The organism is uncultured Jatrophihabitans sp., from assembly GCF_964251945.1.
Lineage (GTDB): Bacteria > Actinomycetota > Actinomycetes > Mycobacteriales > Jatrophihabitantaceae > Jatrophihabitans.
In genome coordinates, this window is the sequence record NZ_CAXULP010000002.1 from 150,823 (window position 1) to 170,845 (window position 20,023).

General features: G+C 72.3%; 18 protein-coding genes. 10 read left to right on the plus strand and 8 right to left on the minus strand.

The window, feature by feature from the left end:
* Window positions 1-24: 24 nt before the first annotated feature.
* Genes ACFFBG_RS05700 through ACFFBG_RS05720 form a run of 5 tightly spaced genes read right to left on the minus strand, consistent with a single transcriptional unit; the run spans window position 25 to window position 6,118 of the window.
* A complete protein-coding gene (locus tag ACFFBG_RS05700; protein WP_375476543.1) occupies window positions 25-615 on the minus strand; it encodes a nuclear transport factor 2 family protein in 591 nt (196 codons plus the stop codon).
* Window positions 612-1,712: a TIGR03617 family F420-dependent LLM class oxidoreductase gene (locus tag ACFFBG_RS05705; RefSeq protein WP_375476545.1), complete on the minus strand. Its 1,101-nt coding sequence runs from the start codon at window positions 1,710-1,712 to the stop codon at window positions 612-614. Before ACFFBG_RS05705 ends, ACFFBG_RS05700 begins: the two co-directional genes overlap by 4 nt.
* Window positions 1,712-3,742, minus strand: coding sequence for an FAD-dependent oxidoreductase (locus tag ACFFBG_RS05710; RefSeq protein WP_375476547.1), 2,031 nt, complete (start codon window positions 3,740-3,742; stop codon window positions 1,712-1,714). Before ACFFBG_RS05710 ends, ACFFBG_RS05705 begins: the two co-directional genes overlap by 1 nt.
* Complete coding sequence (locus ACFFBG_RS05715; RefSeq protein ID WP_375476549.1) at window positions 3,739-4,482, minus strand: enoyl-CoA hydratase-related protein; 744 nt, start codon at window positions 4,480-4,482, stop codon at window positions 3,739-3,741. Before ACFFBG_RS05715 ends, ACFFBG_RS05710 begins: the two co-directional genes overlap by 4 nt.
* 55 nt (window positions 4,483-4,537) lie before the next feature.
* On the minus strand, window positions 4,538-6,118 hold the full coding sequence (locus tag ACFFBG_RS05720; protein WP_375476551.1) for a phosphotransferase: 1,581 nt from the start codon (window positions 6,116-6,118) through the stop codon (window positions 4,538-4,540).
* Between the two features lie 112 nt (window positions 6,119-6,230).
* Between ACFFBG_RS05720 and ACFFBG_RS05725 the strand changes: the two genes are divergently transcribed.
* Window positions 6,231-7,403 carry an NAD(P)/FAD-dependent oxidoreductase gene (locus ACFFBG_RS05725; protein WP_375476553.1) on the plus strand — a complete coding sequence of 391 codons (1,173 nt, stop codon included), beginning with the start codon at window positions 6,231-6,233 and terminating at the stop codon, window positions 7,401-7,403.
* 7 nt (window positions 7,404-7,410) lie between these two features.
* Here ACFFBG_RS05725 and ACFFBG_RS05730 read toward each other — a convergent pair whose 3' ends face one another.
* On the minus strand, window positions 7,411-8,055 hold the full coding sequence (locus ACFFBG_RS05730; RefSeq protein WP_375476555.1) for a 3,4-dihydroxy-2-butanone-4-phosphate synthase: 645 nt from the start codon (window positions 8,053-8,055) through the stop codon (window positions 7,411-7,413).
* 160 nt (window positions 8,056-8,215) lie between these two features.
* Here ACFFBG_RS05730 and ACFFBG_RS05735 point away from each other — a divergent pair, with 160 nt between their 5' ends.
* From ACFFBG_RS05735 to ACFFBG_RS05745, 3 genes are all read left to right on the plus strand, one after another.
* The gene (locus ACFFBG_RS05735) at window positions 8,216-10,906 is read left to right on the plus strand and encodes an ATP-binding cassette domain-containing protein (RefSeq protein WP_375476557.1); all 2,691 of its coding nucleotides are present in this window, start codon (window positions 8,216-8,218) and stop codon (window positions 10,904-10,906) included.
* Entirely contained in the window at window positions 10,890-11,711 is an 822-nt protein-coding gene (locus ACFFBG_RS05740; protein WP_375476559.1) for an ABC transporter ATP-binding protein, read from the plus strand. Before ACFFBG_RS05735 ends, ACFFBG_RS05740 begins: the two co-directional genes overlap by 17 nt.
* Before the next feature lie 83 nt (window positions 11,712-11,794).
* On the plus strand, window positions 11,795-12,406 hold the full coding sequence (locus ACFFBG_RS05745) for a VOC family protein (protein WP_375476561.1): 612 nt from the start codon (window positions 11,795-11,797) through the stop codon (window positions 12,404-12,406).
* Window positions 12,407-12,546: 140 nt separating this feature from the next.
* Here ACFFBG_RS05745 and ACFFBG_RS05750 read toward each other — a convergent pair whose 3' ends face one another.
* Entirely contained in the window at window positions 12,547-13,581 is a 1,035-nt protein-coding gene (locus ACFFBG_RS05750; protein ID WP_375476563.1) for an LLM class flavin-dependent oxidoreductase, read from the minus strand.
* A gap of 123 nt (window positions 13,582-13,704) precedes the next feature.
* Here ACFFBG_RS05750 and ACFFBG_RS05755 point away from each other — a divergent pair, with 123 nt between their 5' ends.
* Both ACFFBG_RS05755 and ACFFBG_RS05760 read left to right on the plus strand, forming a co-directional pair.
* Window positions 13,705-14,481: an enoyl-CoA hydratase-related protein gene (locus ACFFBG_RS05755; protein WP_375476565.1), complete on the plus strand. Its 777-nt coding sequence runs from the start codon at window positions 13,705-13,707 to the stop codon at window positions 14,479-14,481.
* Window positions 14,482-14,518: 37 nt separating this feature from the next.
* Complete coding sequence (locus ACFFBG_RS05760) at window positions 14,519-15,691, plus strand: alpha/beta hydrolase family protein (protein ID WP_375476567.1); 1,173 nt, start codon at window positions 14,519-14,521, stop codon at window positions 15,689-15,691.
* Between the two features lie 171 nt (window positions 15,692-15,862).
* Here ACFFBG_RS05760 and ACFFBG_RS05765 read toward each other — a convergent pair whose 3' ends face one another.
* On the minus strand, window positions 15,863-17,140 hold the full coding sequence (locus ACFFBG_RS05765; protein WP_375476569.1) for an ABC transporter substrate-binding protein: 1,278 nt from the start codon (window positions 17,138-17,140) through the stop codon (window positions 15,863-15,865).
* Window positions 17,141-17,352: 212 nt separating this feature from the next.
* Here ACFFBG_RS05765 and ACFFBG_RS05770 point away from each other — a divergent pair, with 212 nt between their 5' ends.
* The 4 genes from ACFFBG_RS05770 to ACFFBG_RS05785 all read left to right on the plus strand — a co-directional run bounded on the left by ACFFBG_RS05770 (window position 17,353) and on the right by ACFFBG_RS05785 (window position 19,981).
* Window positions 17,353-18,108, plus strand: coding sequence for a hypothetical protein (locus ACFFBG_RS05770; RefSeq protein WP_375476571.1), 756 nt, complete (start codon window positions 17,353-17,355; stop codon window positions 18,106-18,108).
* A 1-nt stretch (window position 18,109) separates the two neighbouring features.
* Window positions 18,110-18,733 carry a cytochrome c oxidase subunit 3 gene (locus tag ACFFBG_RS05775; protein ID WP_375476573.1) on the plus strand — a complete coding sequence of 208 codons (624 nt, stop codon included), beginning with the start codon at window positions 18,110-18,112 and terminating at the stop codon, window positions 18,731-18,733.
* On the plus strand, window positions 18,730-19,035 hold the full coding sequence (locus tag ACFFBG_RS05780) for a cytochrome C oxidase subunit IV family protein (RefSeq protein ID WP_375476575.1): 306 nt from the start codon (window positions 18,730-18,732) through the stop codon (window positions 19,033-19,035). The genes ACFFBG_RS05775 and ACFFBG_RS05780 overlap by 4 nt, the downstream gene beginning before the upstream one ends.
* Window positions 19,036-19,261: 226 nt before the next feature.
* Window positions 19,262-19,981: a GAF and ANTAR domain-containing protein gene (locus ACFFBG_RS05785; RefSeq protein WP_375476577.1), complete on the plus strand. Its 720-nt coding sequence runs from the start codon at window positions 19,262-19,264 to the stop codon at window positions 19,979-19,981.
* Window positions 19,982-20,023 lie beyond the last annotated feature (42 nt).

Below are 20,023 nucleotides of genomic sequence, written 5' to 3' on the forward strand. Positions count from 1 at the left end.
GTTAGCAAACGTTGTTAGGTTTATTCAATGCGTCCGCGGCGCGGCGTCTCGTCCGCGATGAGCGCGGCGCGAGGCGTCCGAATCAACCAGCCGGTACACCGCGTCGCCGCGATCGCGGCGGCCCTGCACGTACTCCTCGCGGCGGGGGAACTGCGCGCCGTGCAGCACCGTCGACCAGTCGTGCGCGACCGTCCGCTCGGCGATGCGCCACTGTCCCGAGCGCCGCTCGAAACGGTCGAGGTAGCGACCGCCGAAGACCTCGATCCGCTCGCCGCTCTCGGCGTCTGGGTCGGCTTTGCGGTGGTAGGCGACGAATGACGTCTCGACGCCGGCGACATCGCCGTCGAACTCGATCAGCACGTTCGGCAGGGTGTGCTGGGTCGAGATCGACGTCTCGCGCATGACGCCGACGACCCACTCGGCGAAGTCCCCCGCCGAGCCGAGGAACTTGCCGTGGTCGTCGACCGCGTCCGGGTGGTACGCCGAGCGGATCAGCTCCGCGTCGAGCCGGTCGGCGCCGCGGCAGTAGCGCAGCAGCACGTCGTGGATCTCGGCGCGGTCGGCCAACTCGCGCAGCACGCGTTCGTCGAGGGCCCGCATGCCGGCGGTCGTCACGCGCGCGCCTCGGCCCGCGCTTCGGTGTGCATCTCGGTGCGCATCTCGGTGTGCAGCTCGGTTTGCTGGGCGGCGTGCAGCCCGGCGTGCACCGCACGCCAATCGGCGTCCGACACCCCGCCGGGCGCGACGAGGCACACCCGGTCGACCATGCCCAGCCAGCGCTCGCGCAACTGGGCGCCGACCTCGGCGGGCGGGCCGACCAGCACGAACGCCTGCAGCACCTCGTCGGACACCAGCGAGTCGAGCTCGTCCCACCGCCCGTCGCGCACGAGCGCCGCCAACCGCGGCTGCAGGTCGTCCCAGCCGTGCGCTGCGAGCACGCCGGCGTAGGCCGGGGTCGAGGCGTAGAACGCCACCTGGCGGCGAGCTGCCTGCGCGGCCGCGTCGATCGCGCGCCCGTCCGGCCCGGTGGCGACCAGCTGGGCGCCGGCCACGGTGATCTCGGCGCGCCCGCGGCCGGACGCGGCGAGCCCGTCGCGGACGGTCGCCTCGATGACCTCGCGGTAGTACAGCGGGCTGGCGAACGCGTGCACGAACACGCCGTCGCCGACCTCGCTGCCGACGCGCACGAGCCGCGGCCCGACGCCGGCGATCAGCACCTTCGGCCGGCCGAAGTCATGCGCGGGCGGCCGGAACATCGGCGGCATCAGGGTGTGCTGGTAGAACGGCCCGTTGTGCTCGAGCGGGCCGCCGCCGTTCCAGGCGTCCCAGATCGCGTGCAACGCCTGGACGAAGTCGGCCATCCGCGCGGCGGGCTGCGACCACGGCATGCCGAAGCGCCGGGTGACGTGGGCGCGCACCTGGGTGCCGAGGCCGAGCACGAACCGTCCGCGCGAGGCCCGCTGCAGCTCGTGCGCGGTCATCGCGACCGTCATGGGCGTGCGGGCGAACGCGATCGCCACCGACGTGCCGAGCTCGACCCGCGCGGTGGCGAGCGCCGCCGGCGCCAAGGGCAGGAAGGGGTCGTTGCCGATCTCGCTGAGCCACAGCCCGCCGGCGCCGTCGTCTTCTGCGCGGCGCGCGACCTCGCCGACCTCGGCGAGCCCGACGCCGTCGAGGGTGCGGTCCAATGTCAGCTGTCCGGGCGCGGTCATCAGATCGCGCTGCCGGTCTGGCCGTAGCGCACGGCCGGCCGCGCCCAGCCCGGTTCGAGCGACCGGATCGCCAGGTTGCCCTCGAAGGTCGCGGCTTCGAGCAGGCGGGGCCCGACGGCGTCGCCGGCGGCGCGCACGTCGAATCCGGCCGTCCGCAGGTCCTCGTACAGCTGCGATTGCGGCAGGTTGCCCGACAGCGCGACGAGTGTGTCGCACTCCAGGACGGTGGTCTGGCGCCGGCCGTCGAGCGCGGCGACGTGCACGCCGGCGCCGTCGACGGCGGTGATCACCGACCGGGGGTGGAACTCATAGGCGCCGTCGAACAGGATGCGCGCGTTGGCCGCGCCCACCATGTCCCAACGCATCTCCAGCGAGGCGCCGATGAGGGAGAACCGGCTGACATGCCGCACCGCGCAGCCGCGCGCGACGAGGAACTCGAGCACGTCGAGCGACTCGTAATGGCCGGCGTCGTCGAGCACCACCACCGACCGGCCGACCGCCGCGCCGCCGAGGACGTCCCACGACGTCAGCACCGAGTCCGCGGGCCAGCCGGCCGGGCCGGCCCACGGCCGCAGCGTCTGGAAGCCGTCGCGGCGCGGCACGCTGCCGGTCGCCACGACGACCGCGTCCGGACGCAGGTCGGCCAGCGACTCGAGCGTCGCGGCCGCGCCCAGCCGGACGTCGACCCCGTGGTCGTCGAGCAGCGCGTCGTAGTAGCGCAGCAGCCGGCTGAGGTCGGCGCGGTGCGGCGACGCCGGCGCGAACCGCAGCTGACCGCCGAGCCGGTCGCCGGCCTCGACGAGGGTGACCTGATGGCCGGCCAGCACGCCCGCGCGCGCCGCCTCGACGCCGCACGGGCCGCCGCCGACGACGACCACGTGCCGCGGGCGCGCCGAGCGCAACGAGTCGTCGCCGAAGCGCACCTCTCGGCCGGCGGTCGCGCTCACCGTGCAGGAGACCCGGCCGCGGGTGTTCAGGCCGCCGGCGCACGCCTGGTTGCACGCGATGCAGGGCCGGACGAGGCGCTCGTCCCCCCGCGCAGACTTCACCACGAGATCCGGATCGGCGATGGTCGCGCGCAGCATGCCGACCAGGTCCGCATCCCCGGCCGCGAGCGCCGTCTCGGCGTCGGCCAGCGTCGCGAACCGGCCGGTCACGATGGTCGGCACCTCGATCCCCCTGGCGATGTCGGCGTTGACCTTCAGCTGGTATCCAGGCGGCTCGTGCAGGCCGCCCATCAGCTGATCGCGGCCGTAGTGGCTGCCGAGGGAGAGGTTGACGAAGTCGACCAGGCCGCGCTCGACGAGGCCGGCCGCCACCAGCGAGATCTCCGGCCCGCTCGTCTGATGGGGCGCGGCGTCCGCGGACAGCCGCACGCCGACGATGTAGTCGGCGCCCACCCGGGCCCGCACCGCGGCGAGCACCTCGTGCAGCAGCCGGGTGCGGTTCTCGAACGGCCCGCCGTACTCGTCGTCGCGGTGATTGGTCGCCTGGGAGAGGAAGGCGCTGAACAGGTAGCCGTGCCCGGCGTGGATCTCGACGCCGTCCATGCCGCCGGCACGGGCGCGCGCCGCCGCGACGGCGAATCCCTCGACGACCTCCTCGATCATCCAGCGGGTCATCGGGCGGGCCGTCATGCCCAGCCCCGGGTCGGGAACCGCCGAGGCGCTCCAGGGCGCCGAGCCGTCCACGGGGATGTTGGTCGGGCCGCCGTGCATCAGCTGCTGGAACATCGCCATGCCCTCGGCGTGCACCGCGTCGGTGAGCCGGGCGATCCCCTCGACGACGTCGGGCCGGGTGTTGTCGATGAACCCCGGCGAGCTCCAGTGGACGCCGCCCGGGTCGCTGTAGCCGAGCGCGACCCCGCCGCGGGCGCGGGCGACGTGCCAGGCGATCGACTCCTCAGTCATCATCCCGGCCGCCGTCAGGCCGCTGCCCTGCGACGGGCGCACGACGCGGTTGCGCAGCGACAAACCCTTGATCGCGAACGGCGACAGCACCCGCGCGTAGCGCACCTCAGTGTCGATCATCCGACGCGCTCGCCCTGTCGCGCGGTCAGCTGTTGCATGATCATTCCGTCCTCCTCGAGCCGGTCGCGGGTGGCGGCGCGCAGGTCTTCGCGCAGCAGCCGGCGGGTGTGTGCCAGAGCCTCGGCGGGCGCGGCCAGCAGGGCGTCGCAGGCGACGTCGAGGGCGGCGTCCAGCTCGTCCTGACCGCCGTCCACCACGGCGCTGAGCAGCCCCCAGGCCGCCGCCTGGTCGGCGTCGATCGGGGCGCCCAGCAGGGCGAGCGCCGAGGCGCGCGCGCGGCCGATCACGCGTGGCAGCAGCAGGGTGGCCGCCGCCTCGGGCACGAGGCCGAGCCCGACGAACGGCAGCGCGAACCGGCTCGCCCGGGTGGCGTAGACGAGGTCGGCGTGCAGCAGGACCGTCGTGCCGATGCCGATGGCGGGGCCGTCGACGCCGACGACGAGCACCTGCGGCAACGCGGCCAGGGCGTCGAGGAAGCGGCGCGGCGGCGACTGCGGGCCCAGGGCTTCCGCGGGAAGGGAGCTCAGCTCGGCGCGGTCGTTGCCGGCGGTGAAGCTGCCGCCAGAGCCGGTGAGGACGACGACGCGGACGGCGCCATCGGCGCCGATCTCGGTCAGCCGGTCGGCGAGCACCGCGTACATCGCGGTCGTGATCGCATTGCGCTTCTCCGGCCGGGTCAGCCGGATCGTCGCCCGGCCGCCCTCGACGGCGCAGGCGACGTGCTCTGCCCCGCTACTCATGCGGGGTCCACGCGGAATCGCGCAGCGCTCTTTGCGGAGCGATTTCGTGGGGTGCTCACGTCGCTGGCTCAAAGGTCGGCTCGAACGTCGGCAGGGTCGCCCGGCCCGTCGGGCCCGCTGGGCTCGCCGACGCCGCTGCCGGGCTCGCGGCGCCCCACACCTCGGCGTGCTGCAGCGGGGTCAGCGCGTCGAGGCGGCGCCGGGCGTCGCGGGACAGCACGACGAGCAGGTCCGCCCATCGCGCGCTGCTCACGGGCGCCGCCGCGAGCTCGTCGCACAGCCCGGCGAGCGCGGCCGGCCGGCTGGGCCACGAACGGCCCAGCCGTCGGCGGCAGTCGGCGAGCAGGTCCCGGTCGATCGCCGGGGCGAGCGCGACGGCCCGCGCGACGGCGCTGGCCAACGCGGGCCACGGTTGCGCGGCGACGTCCTGCCGCTCGCTCGACCCGGCGGCGTCCGCGACCCACGCGTCGAGCAGCTCGGCCGCCGGCAGCAAGCCCGATTCCGACGGTTCCGGCGCAGCGGCGATGTCGGGTTCGATCCCTTCGACCTCGCAGAGCGCCTCGGCCGCCACGCACCGGGCCAGCGCGTCCTGCCACAGCCGGACGACGGACTCCGGCTGCGACGGCCGCGGACGCTGCACGTTCGCGACCATCGCCAGCGACAGCACCGCGGCGGCGAGCACGGTGTAGTAGCCGACCGCCGGTCGGTCGATCGGCCGGCCGGTCTCCGTCTCGTAGCTGGCGATGAGCAGTCCGTAGGTCCCGGTCGGATACAACGCCTCGCGAAAACGCGCGTTGCCGAGGTCGGACGCCGGGTCGCCCAAGACGGTCAGCTCCCAATCGAGCAGCGCGGTGACCCGGCCGTCCTGCACGAGGAAGTTGGCCACGCCGGCGTCGCCGTGCAACAGCCGGCAGCGCTCGAGGCTCGAGGATTCCGGGACGGCGTGATGCAGCCAGCTCGCGAGCGCGTCCAGCAGCGGTTCCGGGTGCCGCAGCCGCGATCGCGCGGTCGCGGCGTCGGCCTCGGCCGCAGCCAGCCAGCCGCCGAGCACCATGTCCCGCGCGGTCGCCGGCCGGTCGACGGCCGGGCCGAGCGGCAGGTCGGCCGGGCGCAGGGCGTGCAGGGTGGCCAGCTGCGCCGCGTACTCGACGACGGCCGTCCGCCGCTGGGCCGCCGGCGCGAGGTGCAGTTGCGCGGATCCCGGCCGCCGCTCGAGCAGCAGCAGGCCGGCTGCGTCGTCGTGGCCGCCGACCGCCGGCACGCGCACGGCGCTGCCGGCGAGCGCCTGCAAACCGGCGGCCTCCCGGGCCGCGCCGAAACGGGTGAGCAGTTGCGACCGGGCCGCGACGGCCGCCGGGACGCGACGACCCTTGAGCAGCCACCGATCGACTGCCTGCTGACCCGGTCGGGCCGCAGCGCCCGCAGCGCCCGCAGCGCCCGCAGCGCCCGACGCCGACGGCGCGGACGGGGCGGACGGGGCGGGCTCGGTGTCCACCTCCCACGCCTGGCGCGCGCGGGTGAAGCGGCGCGACGCGGTCACCGGCCGGCCGACCGAGCGTTCGACCCAGCGGCGCAGGTCGTCCGGCAACGCGTCGGCGGCCGGCGGCGCGTGCAGCGGCGGACTACAGGTGACCACGGGTCGCTCCCGTCGAGCGCGTCGGACGCGTCGGACGCCTACCCGACAACGTTTGGTTATCGGCATACTCGCACGCCTTGCCAGGCTCACCAAACGTTGTTTGGATACTGGTGTGCGCGCAGACGTGGTCGTGGTCGGCGGCGGCCTCGCCGGCATCCGCACCTGCGTGGCGCTCCGCGCGGCCGGCTTCGGCGGATCGATCACCCTGGTGAGCGACGAGGCGCGACCGCCCTACGACCGTCCGCCGCTGTCCAAGGCCGCGTTGCGCGGCGAGATCGACAGCGCGCTCCCGCACGACCTCGCCGCGCTCGGCGTCGGACTGGCGCTGAGCACCCGCGCCGTCGGGCTGGCGACCGATCGCCAGATGCTGCTGACCGACGCCGGCCCGATCGGCTACGGGGCGCTCGTCGTCGCGACCGGCGCGGCGCCTGTCCGGCTGCCCGGTCAGGGGGCGCAGCTCACGTTGCGCAACCACGAGGACGCCGTGGCGCTGCGCGGGCACTTCGAACGCGGGGCCGAGGTGGTCGTGGCCGGCGCCGGCTGGCTCGGCGCCGAGGTGGCCACCGCAGCGCTCGGCCACGGCTGCGTCGTGCACTGCGTCGAAGCGGCGGAGACGCCGCTCGGCGCGGCGCTGGGCGCCGAGCCGGCCCGGGAACTGGCGAGGTGGTGGCGCGATGTCGACCTGCGCACCGGCCGGCTCGTGCGCAGCGTGAACGACGGCGCGGTCGAGCTGGACGACGGCACAACGCTGCCCGCAGACGTCGTCGTCTCGGCCGTCGGAGTGCGCCCGTGCGTCGAGTGGCTGCGCGAATCCGGGCTGGAGCTGGATGGCGGTGTGCTCGTCGGGCCGGATCTGCGGGCCAGCGTCGACGGCGTCTTCGCGGTCGGCGACGCGGCGCGGCGCTGGTCCCCGCGCTGGCAGCGGCGGCTGCCGGGCGGCCACTGGGACGACGCGGCGGAGGCGCCGGAGGTGGTGGCCGCCGGCATCGTCGACCCGGCCGGCGGGCGCCGCTACGACCCGGTGCCGTATTTCTGGAGCGACCAGTTCGGCCACAAGCTGCAGCTGGTCGGCGTGCGGGATCCCCGCGACGTCGCAGTCGCCCGGCGCGAGGCCGACGGCAGCCTGCGTGGGATGGGCTGGCTGGGCGTCGACGGAACGCTGCGGGCGTACCTCGCGCTCGACCGGCCGCGCGACTTGACGCACGCCCGGCTGGCCATCTCCGCCGGCGCGCGGCCGGCGCCGGGCCGACTCGCTGACGTCGCGGTGCCGGTCCGGGCGGCCTGACCCAGGCTCAGGACGCAAGACCTGCCGCGGGCGGCAGCGACTCCGCGCCGAACCTGCGGGCCCATCGGCCCACGGCCGATGTGGTGGTCACCGGGAGGCTCAGCTGCCTGGCGAGCGAGATCGCGTCCGCCGCGCTCGCCAGGCCGCCGGAGTCGAGCACGACGTGGGCCAGGACGACGGCCGGCGGCAGCCCCGCGAGCCCGCAACAGCGCACGGCGGCCTGAGCGGACGCAGCGTCGCCGAACAGCTGCGCGCCGGGGTCCGGCATCCGCAGCGGCACGACGTGGCCGGGCCGGTTCAGGTCCGCGGGCGTCGTGTCGGGATCGGCGAGCAACCGTGCGGTGTGCGCGCGATCGTGTGCCGAGATGCCGGTGGTCACCCCGTCGGCCGCGTCCACCGCAACGGCCGGCGTCGGCCGGGCGTGCGCCGACACGTCGTCGGCGAGCGGCGGCAGGACGAGTTCGGCGCAGCGTCGCGCCGGCAGCGCCACCTGCACGAACCCGCTGCTGTGGCGCACCAGCGCGGCCATCGCCGTCGGCTCGACGAGCGCGGCCGCCACGACGAGCAGCGGCGCGCCCCGCCGGGACGCGCCGGCGTCGTCCAGCAGGACGGCCAGCGAACCCGCGCCGAAGCGCTCATAGAAGTCGTCCACAGCGTCCTCCTGATAGTTTCTCGACAATTATCCTAACACTGTTTGGTTTTGCCAAGACAGCCGCGGATGGCTTGACCTGGATACCTATCGTCGTTAGGTTTTGATGGTCCAGGTCACACCTGGTGGTCCGTCCGCGTGATCGGGAGAGTGGAGCGGCTCGATGGAGTTCTTGAGGTACGCGCTGCTCGGCATCGGCACCGGCGCCGTCTACGCCTTGCTCGCCCAGGGCGTCGTGCTCGTCTACCGCGGGTCCGGGCTGCTCAACTTCGCCCAGGGCGCGATGGCGATGGTCGGGGCCTACGCGTACTACGAGATCGCCGGAAAGCACGGCGGCTCGCCCTACCTGGGGCTCGTCGTCGCGCTCGTGGTCTGCGCGGCGCTCGGCGCGGCGATCCATCTGGTGGTCCTGCGGCCGATGCGCCGCTCGTCCTCCCTGTCCCGGGTGATCGCCACATTGGGCATCGTCTCGGTGCTGCAGTCGAGCGCGTTCCTCGTCTTCGGCCACGACCCGCTGCAGGTGCCCAACCTGCTGCCGTCGCGCCCGGTGCACATCACCGATTCACTGGTGATCGGCGAGAACTACATCTGGATCTTCGCCATCGGCGCGGTGCTCACCGCGCTCATGTGGTCGGTGTACCGGCACACGGCGTTCGGCCGGGCCACGACGGCCGTCGCCGAGAACGAGATCTCAGCCGCGGCGCTCGGCCACTCGCCGGACGTGATCGCGTCGGTCAACTGGGCGGTGGGCTCCGCGCTGGCCGGTCTCGCCGGCGTCCTGATCGCGCCGATCATCTTCCTCGAGCCGACCAGCTTGGTCCTGCTCGTGATCCCGGCGATGACCGCGGCCCTCGTCGGCCAGTTCTCCTCCTTCCCCGTCACCTTCGGCGTGGCGCTCCTGCTCGGCATCGCGAGTTCGGAGATCCAGCGCTACGTCAGCCAACCCGGCTGGGCGAACGCCGCCCCGTTCATCGTGGTCGTCCTGTTGCTGGCGGCGCGCGGCAGCAGCCTGCCGCTGCGCAGTTTCGTGCTGGATCGGCTGCCCGCGGCGGGCTCCGGACGGGTGCGGCCCGTGCCGCTGCTCGTCGGCGTCGTGGCCGTGATGTGGTTGCTCGCGATCAGCAGTCCCGACTGGGCCGTCGCCGCGACGACAACGGCGGCCGTCGCGATCATCGCGCTGTCCATCGTGGTGATCACCGGCTACACCGGCCAGTTGTCTCTAGCGCAGTCGATCATCGCCGGCGTGGCCGCCCTGGTCGCGGCCAAGTTCGCGCCGCACATGCCGTTCCTCCTCGCCCTGCTGCTCGCGGCGCTCGTCACGGGCGCGATCGGCGCGGCGTTCTCGCTGAGCGCGCTGCGGGTGCGCGGGACGACACTGGCGATCGCGACCCTGGGCCTGGGCGGCGCGGTGTCCTCGGTGCTGCTCCTGAACCCGAGCTACACCGGCGGCATCGCCGGCATTACGGTGCCCGTCCCGTCGCTGTTCGGCTGGGACATCGACCCGCTCGCGCACGGCAACCGCTACGCGATGGTCACCTTCGGCGCGCTCGTGCTGCTCGCGACGGCGACCGCGAACCTGCGCCGCGGGGTCACCGGTCGGCGGCTGCTCGCGGTGCGCTCGAACGAGCGGGCCGCCGCCGCGCTGGGCGTGAGCAACGGCTACGTGAAGATGTACGCCTTCACGGTCGGCGCCGTCATCGCGGCGGTCGGCGGAATCCTCATCGCCTTCCAGCAGTCGTCCGTCGAGGTGTCGCAGACGCCGACGTTCACCGTGTTCTCCGGCATCTTCCTCGTGTCCGTGGTCGTGGCCGGCGGCGTCGGCAGCGTCGGCGGCGCGCTCATCGGCGCGTTGCTGGTGTCCGGCGGGCTGGTCAGCCAGCTGCTCAACGGCTGGAGCAGCGTCAACGACTACCTGCCGCTGATCGGCGGCGTCACGTTGGTGCTCGTGCTGATCTTCGGCCCGGACGGCTTGTTCGAGACGAACCGCCGGTTGCTCGTCGCCGCCTTGTCGGGCGTGACCGCGCGATTCGCCCGGTCCGGCGCCGCACGCGTCGCGCCGGGCGACGGTGGCCGGTCGGCGCCCGTGCGCGTCACGCCGCTCGGCCTGCAGGTCGAGGACATGTCGGTCAGCTTCGGCGGAGTGCAGGCCGTGCGCGGCGTTTCCCTGACCGTCCGACCGGGCGAGATCCACGGACTGATCGGACCCAACGGCGCCGGCAAGACGACTTTGGTCGACGCGATCACCGGCTTCGTCCGCGCGAGCGGCTCGTGCCGGGTCGGCGACCGCGAGCTCTCCCGAGCATCAGCCCGGCGGCGCGCGCAGGCCGGGATGGCTCGCTCGTTCCAGTCGCTCGAGCTCTTCAGCGACCTCACCGTCGCCGAGAACGTCGCCGTCGCGACCGAGGGCAGCCAGTGGTGGCGCTGGCTCACCGACCTCGTCTGGCCGGGCCGGTTGCGCCTGACGCCGGTGGCCACCGAGGCGCTGCGCCAGTTCAACCTGCTCGGGCACGTCGACGCGAAGCCCGGCTCGATCTCCTTCGGACAGCGCAAGACGGTCGCCATCGCCCGCTCGGTCGCCGCCGCGCCGTCGGTGTTGCTGCTGGACGAGCCGGCGGCCGGCTTGGACGACCGCGAGGCCGACGAGCTCGCCGAGCTGATCCGGCACCTCGCGAAGAACTGGGGCATCGCCATCCTGCTGATCGAGCACAAGATCGACATGATCATGTCCCTCAGCGACCGCGTGACGGTGCTCGACCGCGGCGCAGTCCTCACCAGCGGCGCCCCGGATGAGGTTCGGACGCATCCAGAAGTGCTCGACGCCTACCTCGGAGTCGCTCATGACCTCGCACATTGACCAGGCCGTCCCAGCGGTGGCCGGCACGCCGGACGTGACGCGTCGAGCCGCCCCGCGGCACGCGCCGCCGGTCGAGGACGCCGGCCCGTCCGCGACCGGCGAGGCGCACGTCCTCGAACTGCACGAGCTGTCGGCCGGCTACGGCGACCTCGCCGCGGTCAAGGGCGTGACGATGCACGTGGCCCGCGGTGAGGTGGTTGCGCTGTTCGGCGCGAACGGCGCGGGCAAGACCACGACCTTGCTCGCCGCCGCGGGCGTGCTGCCGCGGATGTCCGGCAGCGTGCGCTGGCTGGGCGAGCACACCCGGCGACCGCTGCACCGACTGGCGCGGAGCGGGCTGGCGTTCGTCCCCGAGGAGCGGTCGATCACCACCAAGCTCTCGGTGGCCGACAATCTGCGTCTCGGCCGTGGCGGCGTCGCGGGCGCGTTGGCGCACTTCCCGGAGCTCGAGCCGCTGCTCGATCGCCGCGCCGGGCTGCTGTCCGGCGGCGAGCAGCAGATGCTGACGGTCGGCCGGGCGCTGGCCAGCCGACCGCGCGCCCTGCTGGTCGACGAGTTGTCGCTGGGACTCGCGCCGCTCGTGGTGGAGCGGCTCCTGGCGGCCGTGCGCACAGCAGCCGATCGCGACGGCGTGGCGGTGATGCTCGTCGAGCAGCAGGCGCGCCGGGCACTGTCCGTCCTCGATCGCTGGTACCTGCTGAGCAACGGCCGGCTGACCGCCGAGGGCGCCGCCGCGCAGGGCGCCGAGGCGCTCGAGGCGGCCTACCTGGCGAACGTCGGCAACGCCGCGCCGGCTGACGGCTGACGGCTGACGGCTGAGCGCGGCTGGCTTGAACCCCAGCCGCACAAACCATACAGTGTTGGGTATTAGCCCGAGAGGAGCTCGACATGGCGTTCCACCACGTTGCGGTCGCAGTCAAGGACGCGGATCGCGCGCACAAGTTCTACATCGAGGCCATGGGCTTCGAGCTGGTCAAGATCGTGAAGCGGCAGACGCCTGAGGGCGGCTGGACGAAGCACATCTTCTACGACACCGGCAACGGCGAGCTGTTCGCGATCTGGGACCTGCGTGGCCTGGCCGGCGAGGTGCTCGAGGACGCTGACTGGCGCGGCGGCCTGTCCACCGGCGCCGGCCTGCCCTACTGGATCAATCACATCGCGTTCGACTGCTTCGACATTGGTGGCCTCGAGGCCGCGAAGCAGCGCTGGCTCGACCACGGGTATCACGTGACCGAGGTGAAGCACGAATTCATCCACTCGATCTACACCCGCGACCCCGACGGCACGCTCGTCGAGTTCACCTACGACACGCAGCCGCTGAGCGAGGCGGACATCGACGAGGCGCTGGAGCTGCTGGTCGACAACACTCCGGCGACCGAGCCCGACTACGAGGGCACCCTGCACCGCTCGCCGCACTACGCGGCTCGCAAGGCCGCAGAGGCGGCCGAGCGCGAAGCCGACAACGGCCAGGTGGACGAGCACGCCGCGTCGGCCTTCTGAGCCGGCCTGCCGACCACGGCCTACTGGGCACGGCCCGCTGACCACGGTCTGCTGGCACGGCCTACTGGGCACGGTCTGTTAGGCGCCCCGGCAGCGCCTGCGCCTTGCAGGCGCTGCCGCGTTCGACATCACCCCAGGCGTCACCGCAGCTGCGGGACGACCTCCGCGCCGAACAGCTCCACCATGTCGCGGTACTCCCCCGCCGGCTGGCCGCCCATGTCGAAGTAGAGCAGGTTGACGTCGCTGTCCAGCACGCCGGCCATCTCATTCAGCCGGTCGGCCACCTCGGCGGGGCTGCCGACGATCGCCGGCCCGTTCTTCGTGAGCCAGTCGAAGTCGAACGGCTTGCGGATGAACGCCGGCGGGTCGGGATTGACCCGCGTGATGATCTTGACCATCAGGTCGAAGTAGGCGCGATAGCGCGGTTCCCACCGAGCGCGCGCCTCTTGGCTCGTGCGCGCGACGTTGACGTGCCAGCACGCGCCGACCTCGGGCTGCCGGCCGTGCTCGTAGGCCGCCCACCGGCGCTTGTAGTCCTGAGCGACCGGCGCGAACGCGGCCGGGTTGCCGAATGCGGACGGCAGCATCAGGTCGAGGCCGAGGCGAGCGGCGAGCTCGCTGGTGGATTCCGACGCGCCGCCGCCGATCCAGATGCGGGGCGCGGGATCGGGGTGCGGCTCGAGCCGGAACTGCTCGATCGGGGCGCGGAACTTGCCGCTCCAGTTGACCTCGGGCTGGGTCCAGAGCTGTTGCAGCAGCTCGACGTTCTCGCTGAACAGCGCGTGCGAGTCTTCCGGGTCCTGTCCGAACAGGTTGTAGGTGGTCGTGAAGAAGTTGCCGCGGCCGACGACCACCTCGGCGCGGCCCTGCGAGAGCGCCTGCACCGTGGCGTAGTCCTCGGCCACCCGGACCGGGTCGAGGTTGGCGGCCAGGGTCACCGACGTGCTCAGTCGCAGCTGGCGGGTGCGTTGGGAGATCGCGGCGAGGATCACCGGCGGCGCCGAGTAGACGTATTCCATTCCGTGGTGCTCGCCGACGTGCACACCGTGGAACCCGGCTTCGTCGGCGACGGCTGCGGCGTCGATCACCGACTGGTGCCGCTCGGCGACGGTCTCCACCGTGCCGGTCACCGGGTCGGCGAGCAGATCGCCGAGCGTCATCAGGCTTACCCGCATGAGATCACGAACCTTTCATCAGTCGAGTTGCGAGCCAGCCTAACACTGTTTGGTTATTTCGGACGCCCTCGTTTACGCTGCATTTGGTGTCGGCGAGCGCCGTCGGGCCCGAGCGAGGTGGTCATGCAGATTTCAGCGGAACTCGACGACGCCGGCGTCTACACCGTGACGATCGAGGCGCCGCCGGTCAACGCGTTCTCGATCGCGCTCCTCGCCGAGCTGACCGCCGTCCTCGGCGACGTGCCGGACGACGCGCGAGTCGTGCTGCTGCGGTCGGTCGGCCGCGGCTTCTGCGGCGGCGGCGACGTGAAGGAAGTGCAGCGCCTCGAGGCGTTCGAGGGCATTCTCGGCCAAGCTCGGCGGGGGTTGGACGCGTGCGTCGCAGTCGAGCAGTGTCCGGTGCCGGTCGTCGCGGCCGTGCACGGCTACTGCATCGGCATCGGCGTGCTCGTCGTCGGCGTGTGCGACATCGTGCTGGCCGCGGAGGGCACGACGTTCGTGCTCGCCGAGGCCGACAACGGCGCGGCGAGCGGCGTCGTGCAGGCCCTCGGCCTGCTGCCGGAGAAGCGGATGCGCTCGGCGATGTTCACCTGCGAGCCGTTCTTCCCCGACGAGCTGCAGGCCTACGGGTCGGTGCACCGCGTCACGAGTCCCGAGGCGCTGCCCGCCGCGGCACGCGAGACGGCGCTGACCGTGGCCGCCAAGTCGCCCCGGGTCGTCCGGGCGCTCAAGCAGTCGATGAACCGGAACCTGGGCCGCGACCTGATCGCGCGCTACCGCGCCGAGCTCAGCTACACCTACGAGTTGAACATGACCGGCGACGCCCGGGCGGCGCGCGGCACGTTCGTCGACGGCGCGCGCGGCAGCTATGCGCCGGCCGGCCACGACGAGGCGCCGTGACCTTCTCCAGCTAAACCAAACATTGTATGGTAAGGCCATGCCCTCCTACACGCGCACGCCCTACCTGGTTGTCACCCGCGAGGCGGCGAAACGCAAGGACGTCTACGGCTCCGTCGACGACCACGTCGTCCGGCAGGCGCAGCTGCTGCGCGGCGCGGACGACTCCGACACCGTCTTCGTGGCCATGCACCCCATCGGCGCGCCGGGGTACCTGCCCGCGTTCTCGCAACTGGCCCGCTTCGGCGCGCACGTGATCGCCTGCGGCACCCGGTACACGACCGGTGACGCCGGGCTCCAGATGGAGAACGCGCTGCTCGATCTCGCAGCATGCGTGCGAGACGCCAAGGAGCGGCTCGGCTATCGCAAGGTGGTGCTCGTCGGCTGGAGCGGCGGCGGGTCGCTGCTGGCGGGATATCAGGCCGAGGCCGAGAAGAAGACCATCACGCGGACCGCCGCCGGCGAGGAGTCGGCCCTCGCCGACGCCGAGTTCCTCAGCGCGGACGCGGTCGTCCTGATGGCCGCGCACCGCAGCCGGCATCGACTGCTCACCGATTTCCTCGACCCGTCGATCCTGGACGAGGACCGGCCGGACGAGCGCGATCCCGAGCTCGACATCTACGACGCGGGCAACCCGAACAGGCCGCCCTACGACGACGCCTTCGTGCGGCGCTACCGGGCCGCGCAGGCCGCGCGCAACCAGCGCATCACCGACCGGGCCGTCGCGCGCCTCGCCGGAATGCAGGCGGCCGGGCGTGCCGACGACGAATGGTGCTTCGTCGTGCACGGCACGATGGCCGATCTGCGCTGGGTCGATCCGACGATCGACCCGAACGACCGCCGGCCCGGCTGGTCCTATCTCGGCGACCCGCGCATCGCGAACAACGCCTCGTCAGGTCTCGCCCGGTTCTGCACGACTCGCGGCTGGCTGTCGCAGTGGAGCCTGGCGCACGCGCAGGTCGACGCCGTCGACGCGGCGACGCGCATCACCGTGCCGGCTCTGGTGATCGTGAACAGCGCCGACGACGCCTGTCCGCCACAGCACATGAGCGACTACTTCGAGGCGCTGGCGACGCCCGATCGGACGTTCCACGAGATCGTCGGCGCGAACCATTACTTCAGCGGCGGCGGCGAGCAACGGGCGCACCTGGACGAGGCGGCGACCACCGTGCTCGGCTGGGCTGCGCAGCGCGGCCTGCACGCCGGAAGCTGACCGGCTGGCGGCCGCCCGCGCGCCTGCTCCCGGCGGACCGTCGGCTCCGTCACGCCAGCAACGTCACGCCAGCAACGTCACGCCCTGAGCGTCGCGCCGCGAACGCGCGAATCGGCCCGCAGCTGCTGTGCAGCTGCGGGCCGACGCGTTGGTGCGGATGGCGCGTGTCGCTCAGGTGCTCGGGAAGGCCGGTTGGAAGCCCTTGCCGTCGGACTTCACCTCGCCGTTGTCGACGGTGCCGTCCTGGACCGTCGGGTTGAAGATCCGGCTGAAGCCCTTGACCGGCGAGGTCTTGCCGGCCACCGCGTACGGGGCCACCGTGCCGACGTCGACCGGCGTGGACAGCCCGGTGAACGCGGCCAGGATGCCGGCCGCGTCGGTGCTCTTCGCCGTTGCCGCGACCTTGGCGAACAGCGTCGCCGCCGACCAGGCGATGAGCGTGGTCTCGTCGATGACCGCCGACGGCTGGTACTTCTTCATGTCGGCGAGGAACTTGGCGACGCCGGCGTTGGCGGTGTCGGTCACGAACGCCACCTGACTGGTGAGCAGGATGCCGTTCGCGGCGCTGCCCAGCGCCTTGAGGATCGCCGGCGCGAACAGCGCGGTGATCGAGGAGATCTTGCCCTTGTAGCCGGACTGCGTGAGCGCTCCGACGAACTTCGGGACAGTCGCCGGGGCGGGGCACAGCACGATGCCCTCCGCGCCAGATGACACCACCTTGCCAGCCGCAGTGGTCAGCGTCGGGTCGGCGGTGGGGTCCGCGGTGATCGTCGACACCGGGGTGACGCCATAGGCCTTGAGCGCCTGCGCGACGAGGCCGCCGAAGAACTGCGAGCCGGGGTTCGTGTCGTCGACGATGGCGATCTTCTTGACGCCCTCGTCGATGAGGTGCTTGGCGGCGCCGAAGACCCAGCCCGGAATGCCGCTGGAGATCGGGAACGCGACCGGGCTGTTCAGCTCAGCCGGCGAGAGGCCCTGTCCGCCCACGTCTGCGATCTTGGCCGCGGCCATCGCCGCGTACTCCTTGCCGGACGGGTCGGCCAGCACCGAGGGAGACACGAACGCGCTGACCTTCTGCGCGATGAGCGAGCGCGTGCAGGACAGCTCCTTGTTCGCGTCGTAGTTGCTGTCGCAGAAGTCAAGCGCCAGCTTGTGGCCGGCCACGCCGCCCGAGGCGTTGATGGACCCGATCGCGGCCGTCAGGCCGGCCTTCAGCTGCGGCGTGCTGTACACGGGATTGCTCAGCGAGGCGAAGCTGCCGATCGTGATCGTCGATCCGGCCGCCGGCGTGCCGCCGCCGCCGGCGGCGCTGGTGGACGACGTGTCCGCCGTGGAGCTGGAGCTGGGGCTTGTGTTGCTGGTGCCGCTGCTGCTGCACGCGGTGAGCGTGAGCGCGGCGCCTGCGATGATCGCGAGCGCGGCGCGCCCTCGGAACTGGGACGAGAACATCTGGACTCCTTCTACCGGGACGGCATCGGCCTGCGGGGCGTTGCTCCGGCGTAACCTAATGACGTTTGGTAAATCAGGCAAGCGTTGTCGCAATGTCGTTACCGAATCCGTCGTACGCATTGCGGAACAAAACCAAACTCTGTTAGATAGCGCCAACCGAGTTCCCGCGTGAACCGACCGACTGCTCGACGGCGAGAGGACGGTGTTGGCTGATGAACGCCACGACCCAGCGGCTGTGCGCCTGGTGCGGCATCGCGTTCATGGTCATGCTGCTGATCGGCGTGGTGGTCGCCGGCTTCCTGCCGCCGCCCTCGCCCGGGCTGAGCGCGAACGCCATCGCCAATCTGTTCGCCGAGCACCGCACCCGAATCCGGATCGGCCTGATCGTGATGATCTTCGGCTGTGCGCTGCTCTTCCCGTACTCGGTGGCGATCGCCGTCCAGCTGCGGCGGGTTGAAGGCGAGTTCTCGCCGATGGCCTGGACGGAGCTGCTGGCCGGCGGTTGCTCGACGCTGCTGTTCCTCGTCCCGCAGCTGATCCTGCAGACCGCGACGTTCCGCGACTACTCGCCGCAGATCGTGCAGGTGCTCGACGACCTCGGCTGGATCGCCATCGTCTCGGCCGTCAGCTTCGCGCTCATCCAGAACCTCGCCATCGCCATCGCGGTGCTGCGCGATCATCGGGCCCAGCCGATCTACCCGCGCTGGGTCGGCTACCTGAACATCTGGGCGGCGATCATCTTCTGCGGCGGCACGGTCGCGGTGTTCTTCAAGAGCGGGCCGTTCGCATGGCGTGGGCTGTTCGCGTGGTGGCTGCCGCTGTCGGTGTTCGGCCTGTGGTTCTTGGTCATGGTGGTGACGACCGTGCAAGCCATCAACCGGCAGGAGGTCGAGCACGCCGCGGAGCACGGCGGGGCGGCCGTCGCAGCGCCGGTCGAGTCGGCCGCGCTCACGCCCACCGTCCGCTGACTTGACCGAGCTGGCCGCCACGGCCGAGCCACCCGGCGCAGACGCGCGGAGGACGCGCGCCGCCGCGTCAGCTGGCGACCGCCTGCCCGGCGAAGAGGGCACCTGGGTGCTCATCTTCGGCGACCTCGTCGTGTTCGCTTTCGTCTTCGGCGCGTACCTGGCGCAGCGGCTGGGGCACCGGTCGGTGTTCCTCGTCGGCCAACAACTGTTGGACCGCAATCTCGCGTTCGGCAACACCCTCTTGCTGCTGACCGGCTCGGTCCTGGTCGTGCGCGGACTGCGGGCCGTTCGCGCGGGGCGCCCAGACCGGTCGAGCTGGTGTTTCGCCGGCGCGCTCGCCTGCGGACTCGGCTTCGTGGCGGTGAAGGTGGTCGAGTACCACCACCTCGTGTCGACCGGGCACGGCCCGAGCAGCTCGACGTTCTTCACCTACTACTTCGTGCTGACCGGATTGCACCTGTTCCATGTCGTCGTGGGACTGGCCGCGCTGACCTTCCTCGTGGTCGCGTCCCGACGCCCGACGACGCCTCGGCGAAGGGCCTACCTGGAAAGCGCAGCCTGCTTCTGGCACCTGGTGGATCTGTTGTGGATCGTGCTGTTCCCGCTGCTCTACCTCCTGCGATGAACAGCGCCCGACGGGTCGGCGCGATCCTGCGTCGCCCGGACCGCGCCGGCGTCGTGTACGCGCTGCTGGTCGGACTGACCTGCGTGGCCTGGCTTGCCGGCGGCGTGGAGGCTGGACTCGGCAGCGGCGGCGGCCGCCGGGTGATCGGGGTCGGCATCCTGCTGATCGCCGTCGGTAAAGCACGGCTGGTGGGCCGGCACTTCATGGAGATCCAGACCGCGCCCGCCTGGCTGCGATGGGCGTTCGACGGCTACTGCGTCGCGCTGCTGGTCCTCCTCTGCGTGCTCTTCCTCGTCGGCTGACCGCCCCCGGGCCGGTGTAGGTTCGACCATGAGCCTGCGGCCCGCGCCGCCTGCTCGCGACGGCGTCCGCTCGCTCAACACAGCAGCGACGGACGGGAAGGCGGCTTCGGCCGCCGAGCGTCGGGCCCAGACCTCGCCCGACCCGCCCTTCCCCTGGCCGCTGCTGCGCCATATAGCCCGGGCACCACGACGACGGGCGGGAGACGCAGTGCCTCCGACCTCGCCTGTGCCCGCCGAACCCCGCTGGCAGCTGCTGCTGCGCCGCGTCTGCGAGCGCGCCGTGGTCGAGTTGCCGGTCGAGCAGGCGTCGATCGCGATCGTCAGCGGCGCTGCCGAATGGATGTCCGGCGCCTCGACCAGCGACTCGGCCGCGCGCCTCGAGGAGTACGCGTTCACTGTCGGCGAAGGCCCCTGCTTCGACGCGATCCGCGACCACGACACCGTCACGGTCGCCGACCTGACCCGGGCCGACGCCGCGGGGCGGTGGCCCGTCTGGGTCCAAGCCGCGCACGACGCGGGCGTCCGCGGCGCCACCGCCGTTCCGATCGAAGCCGGCGCCATCACCGCCGGCGTCCTGAGCCTCTACAGCGCGTCGGTGTGGCGGCCGACGGCCGAACAATTCCCGATCACCCGGCGGCTGGTCGACACGGCGTTGCTCGTGCTGCTGGACATGGCGGCCGTCGTCGGCGGCGGGGTCGACGGCGTCGGCGGGCTCGACCTCGGCAGCGGGGCCGGCAACGCGGCGCAGATCGATCACGAGCTGGCGGTGCTGCTGCGCTCGGACGTCCATCAGGCGGCGGGCATGGTCATGGCCCAGGCGAACGTGCCCATCGACCACGCGCTCGTGCGGCTGCGCGCACACGCGTTCACGTCCGGACGGCGGCTGGTCGACGTCGCCGCCGACGTGATCGGCCGTCGGTTGCGCTTCGATGACGACCGGGTTTAGGCACAATGACACGAGCGGGCCGAACAGTGGCCCAGGAAGGTG

Bases quoted from the DNA above. Each gene is read 5' to 3' on its own strand.
- ACFFBG_RS05745 (WP_375476561.1), top strand. From the start codon at position 11,795: ATGGCGTTCCACCACGTTGCGGTCGCAGTCAAGGACGCGGATCGCGCG.
- ACFFBG_RS05715 (WP_375476549.1), bottom strand. From the start codon at position 4,482: ATGAGTAGCGGGGCAGAGCACGTCGCCTGCGCCGTCGAGGGCGGCCGG.
- ACFFBG_RS05755 (WP_375476565.1), top strand. From the start codon at position 13,705: ATGCAGATTTCAGCGGAACTCGACGACGCCGGCGTCTACACCGTGACG.
- ACFFBG_RS05710 (WP_375476547.1), bottom strand. From the start codon at position 3,742: ATGATCGACACTGAGGTGCGCTACGCGCGGGTGCTGTCGCCGTTCGCG.
- ACFFBG_RS05740 (WP_375476559.1), top strand. From the start codon at position 10,890: ATGACCTCGCACATTGACCAGGCCGTCCCAGCGGTGGCCGGCACGCCG.
- ACFFBG_RS05760 (WP_375476567.1), top strand. From the start codon at position 14,519: ATGCCCTCCTACACGCGCACGCCCTACCTGGTTGTCACCCGCGAGGCG.
- ACFFBG_RS05735 (WP_375476557.1), top strand. From the start codon at position 8,216: ATGGAGTTCTTGAGGTACGCGCTGCTCGGCATCGGCACCGGCGCCGTC.
- ACFFBG_RS05780 (WP_375476575.1), top strand. From the start codon at position 18,730: ATGAACAGCGCCCGACGGGTCGGCGCGATCCTGCGTCGCCCGGACCGC.
- ACFFBG_RS05765 (WP_375476569.1), bottom strand. From the start codon at position 17,140: ATGTTCTCGTCCCAGTTCCGAGGGCGCGCCGCGCTCGCGATCATCGCA.
- ACFFBG_RS05705 (WP_375476545.1), bottom strand. From the start codon at position 1,712: ATGACCGCGCCCGGACAGCTGACATTGGACCGCACCCTCGACGGCGTC.
- ACFFBG_RS05770 (WP_375476571.1), top strand. From the start codon at position 17,353: ATGAACGCCACGACCCAGCGGCTGTGCGCCTGGTGCGGCATCGCGTTC.
- ACFFBG_RS05750 (WP_375476563.1), bottom strand. From the start codon at position 13,581: ATGCGGGTAAGCCTGATGACGCTCGGCGATCTGCTCGCCGACCCGGTG.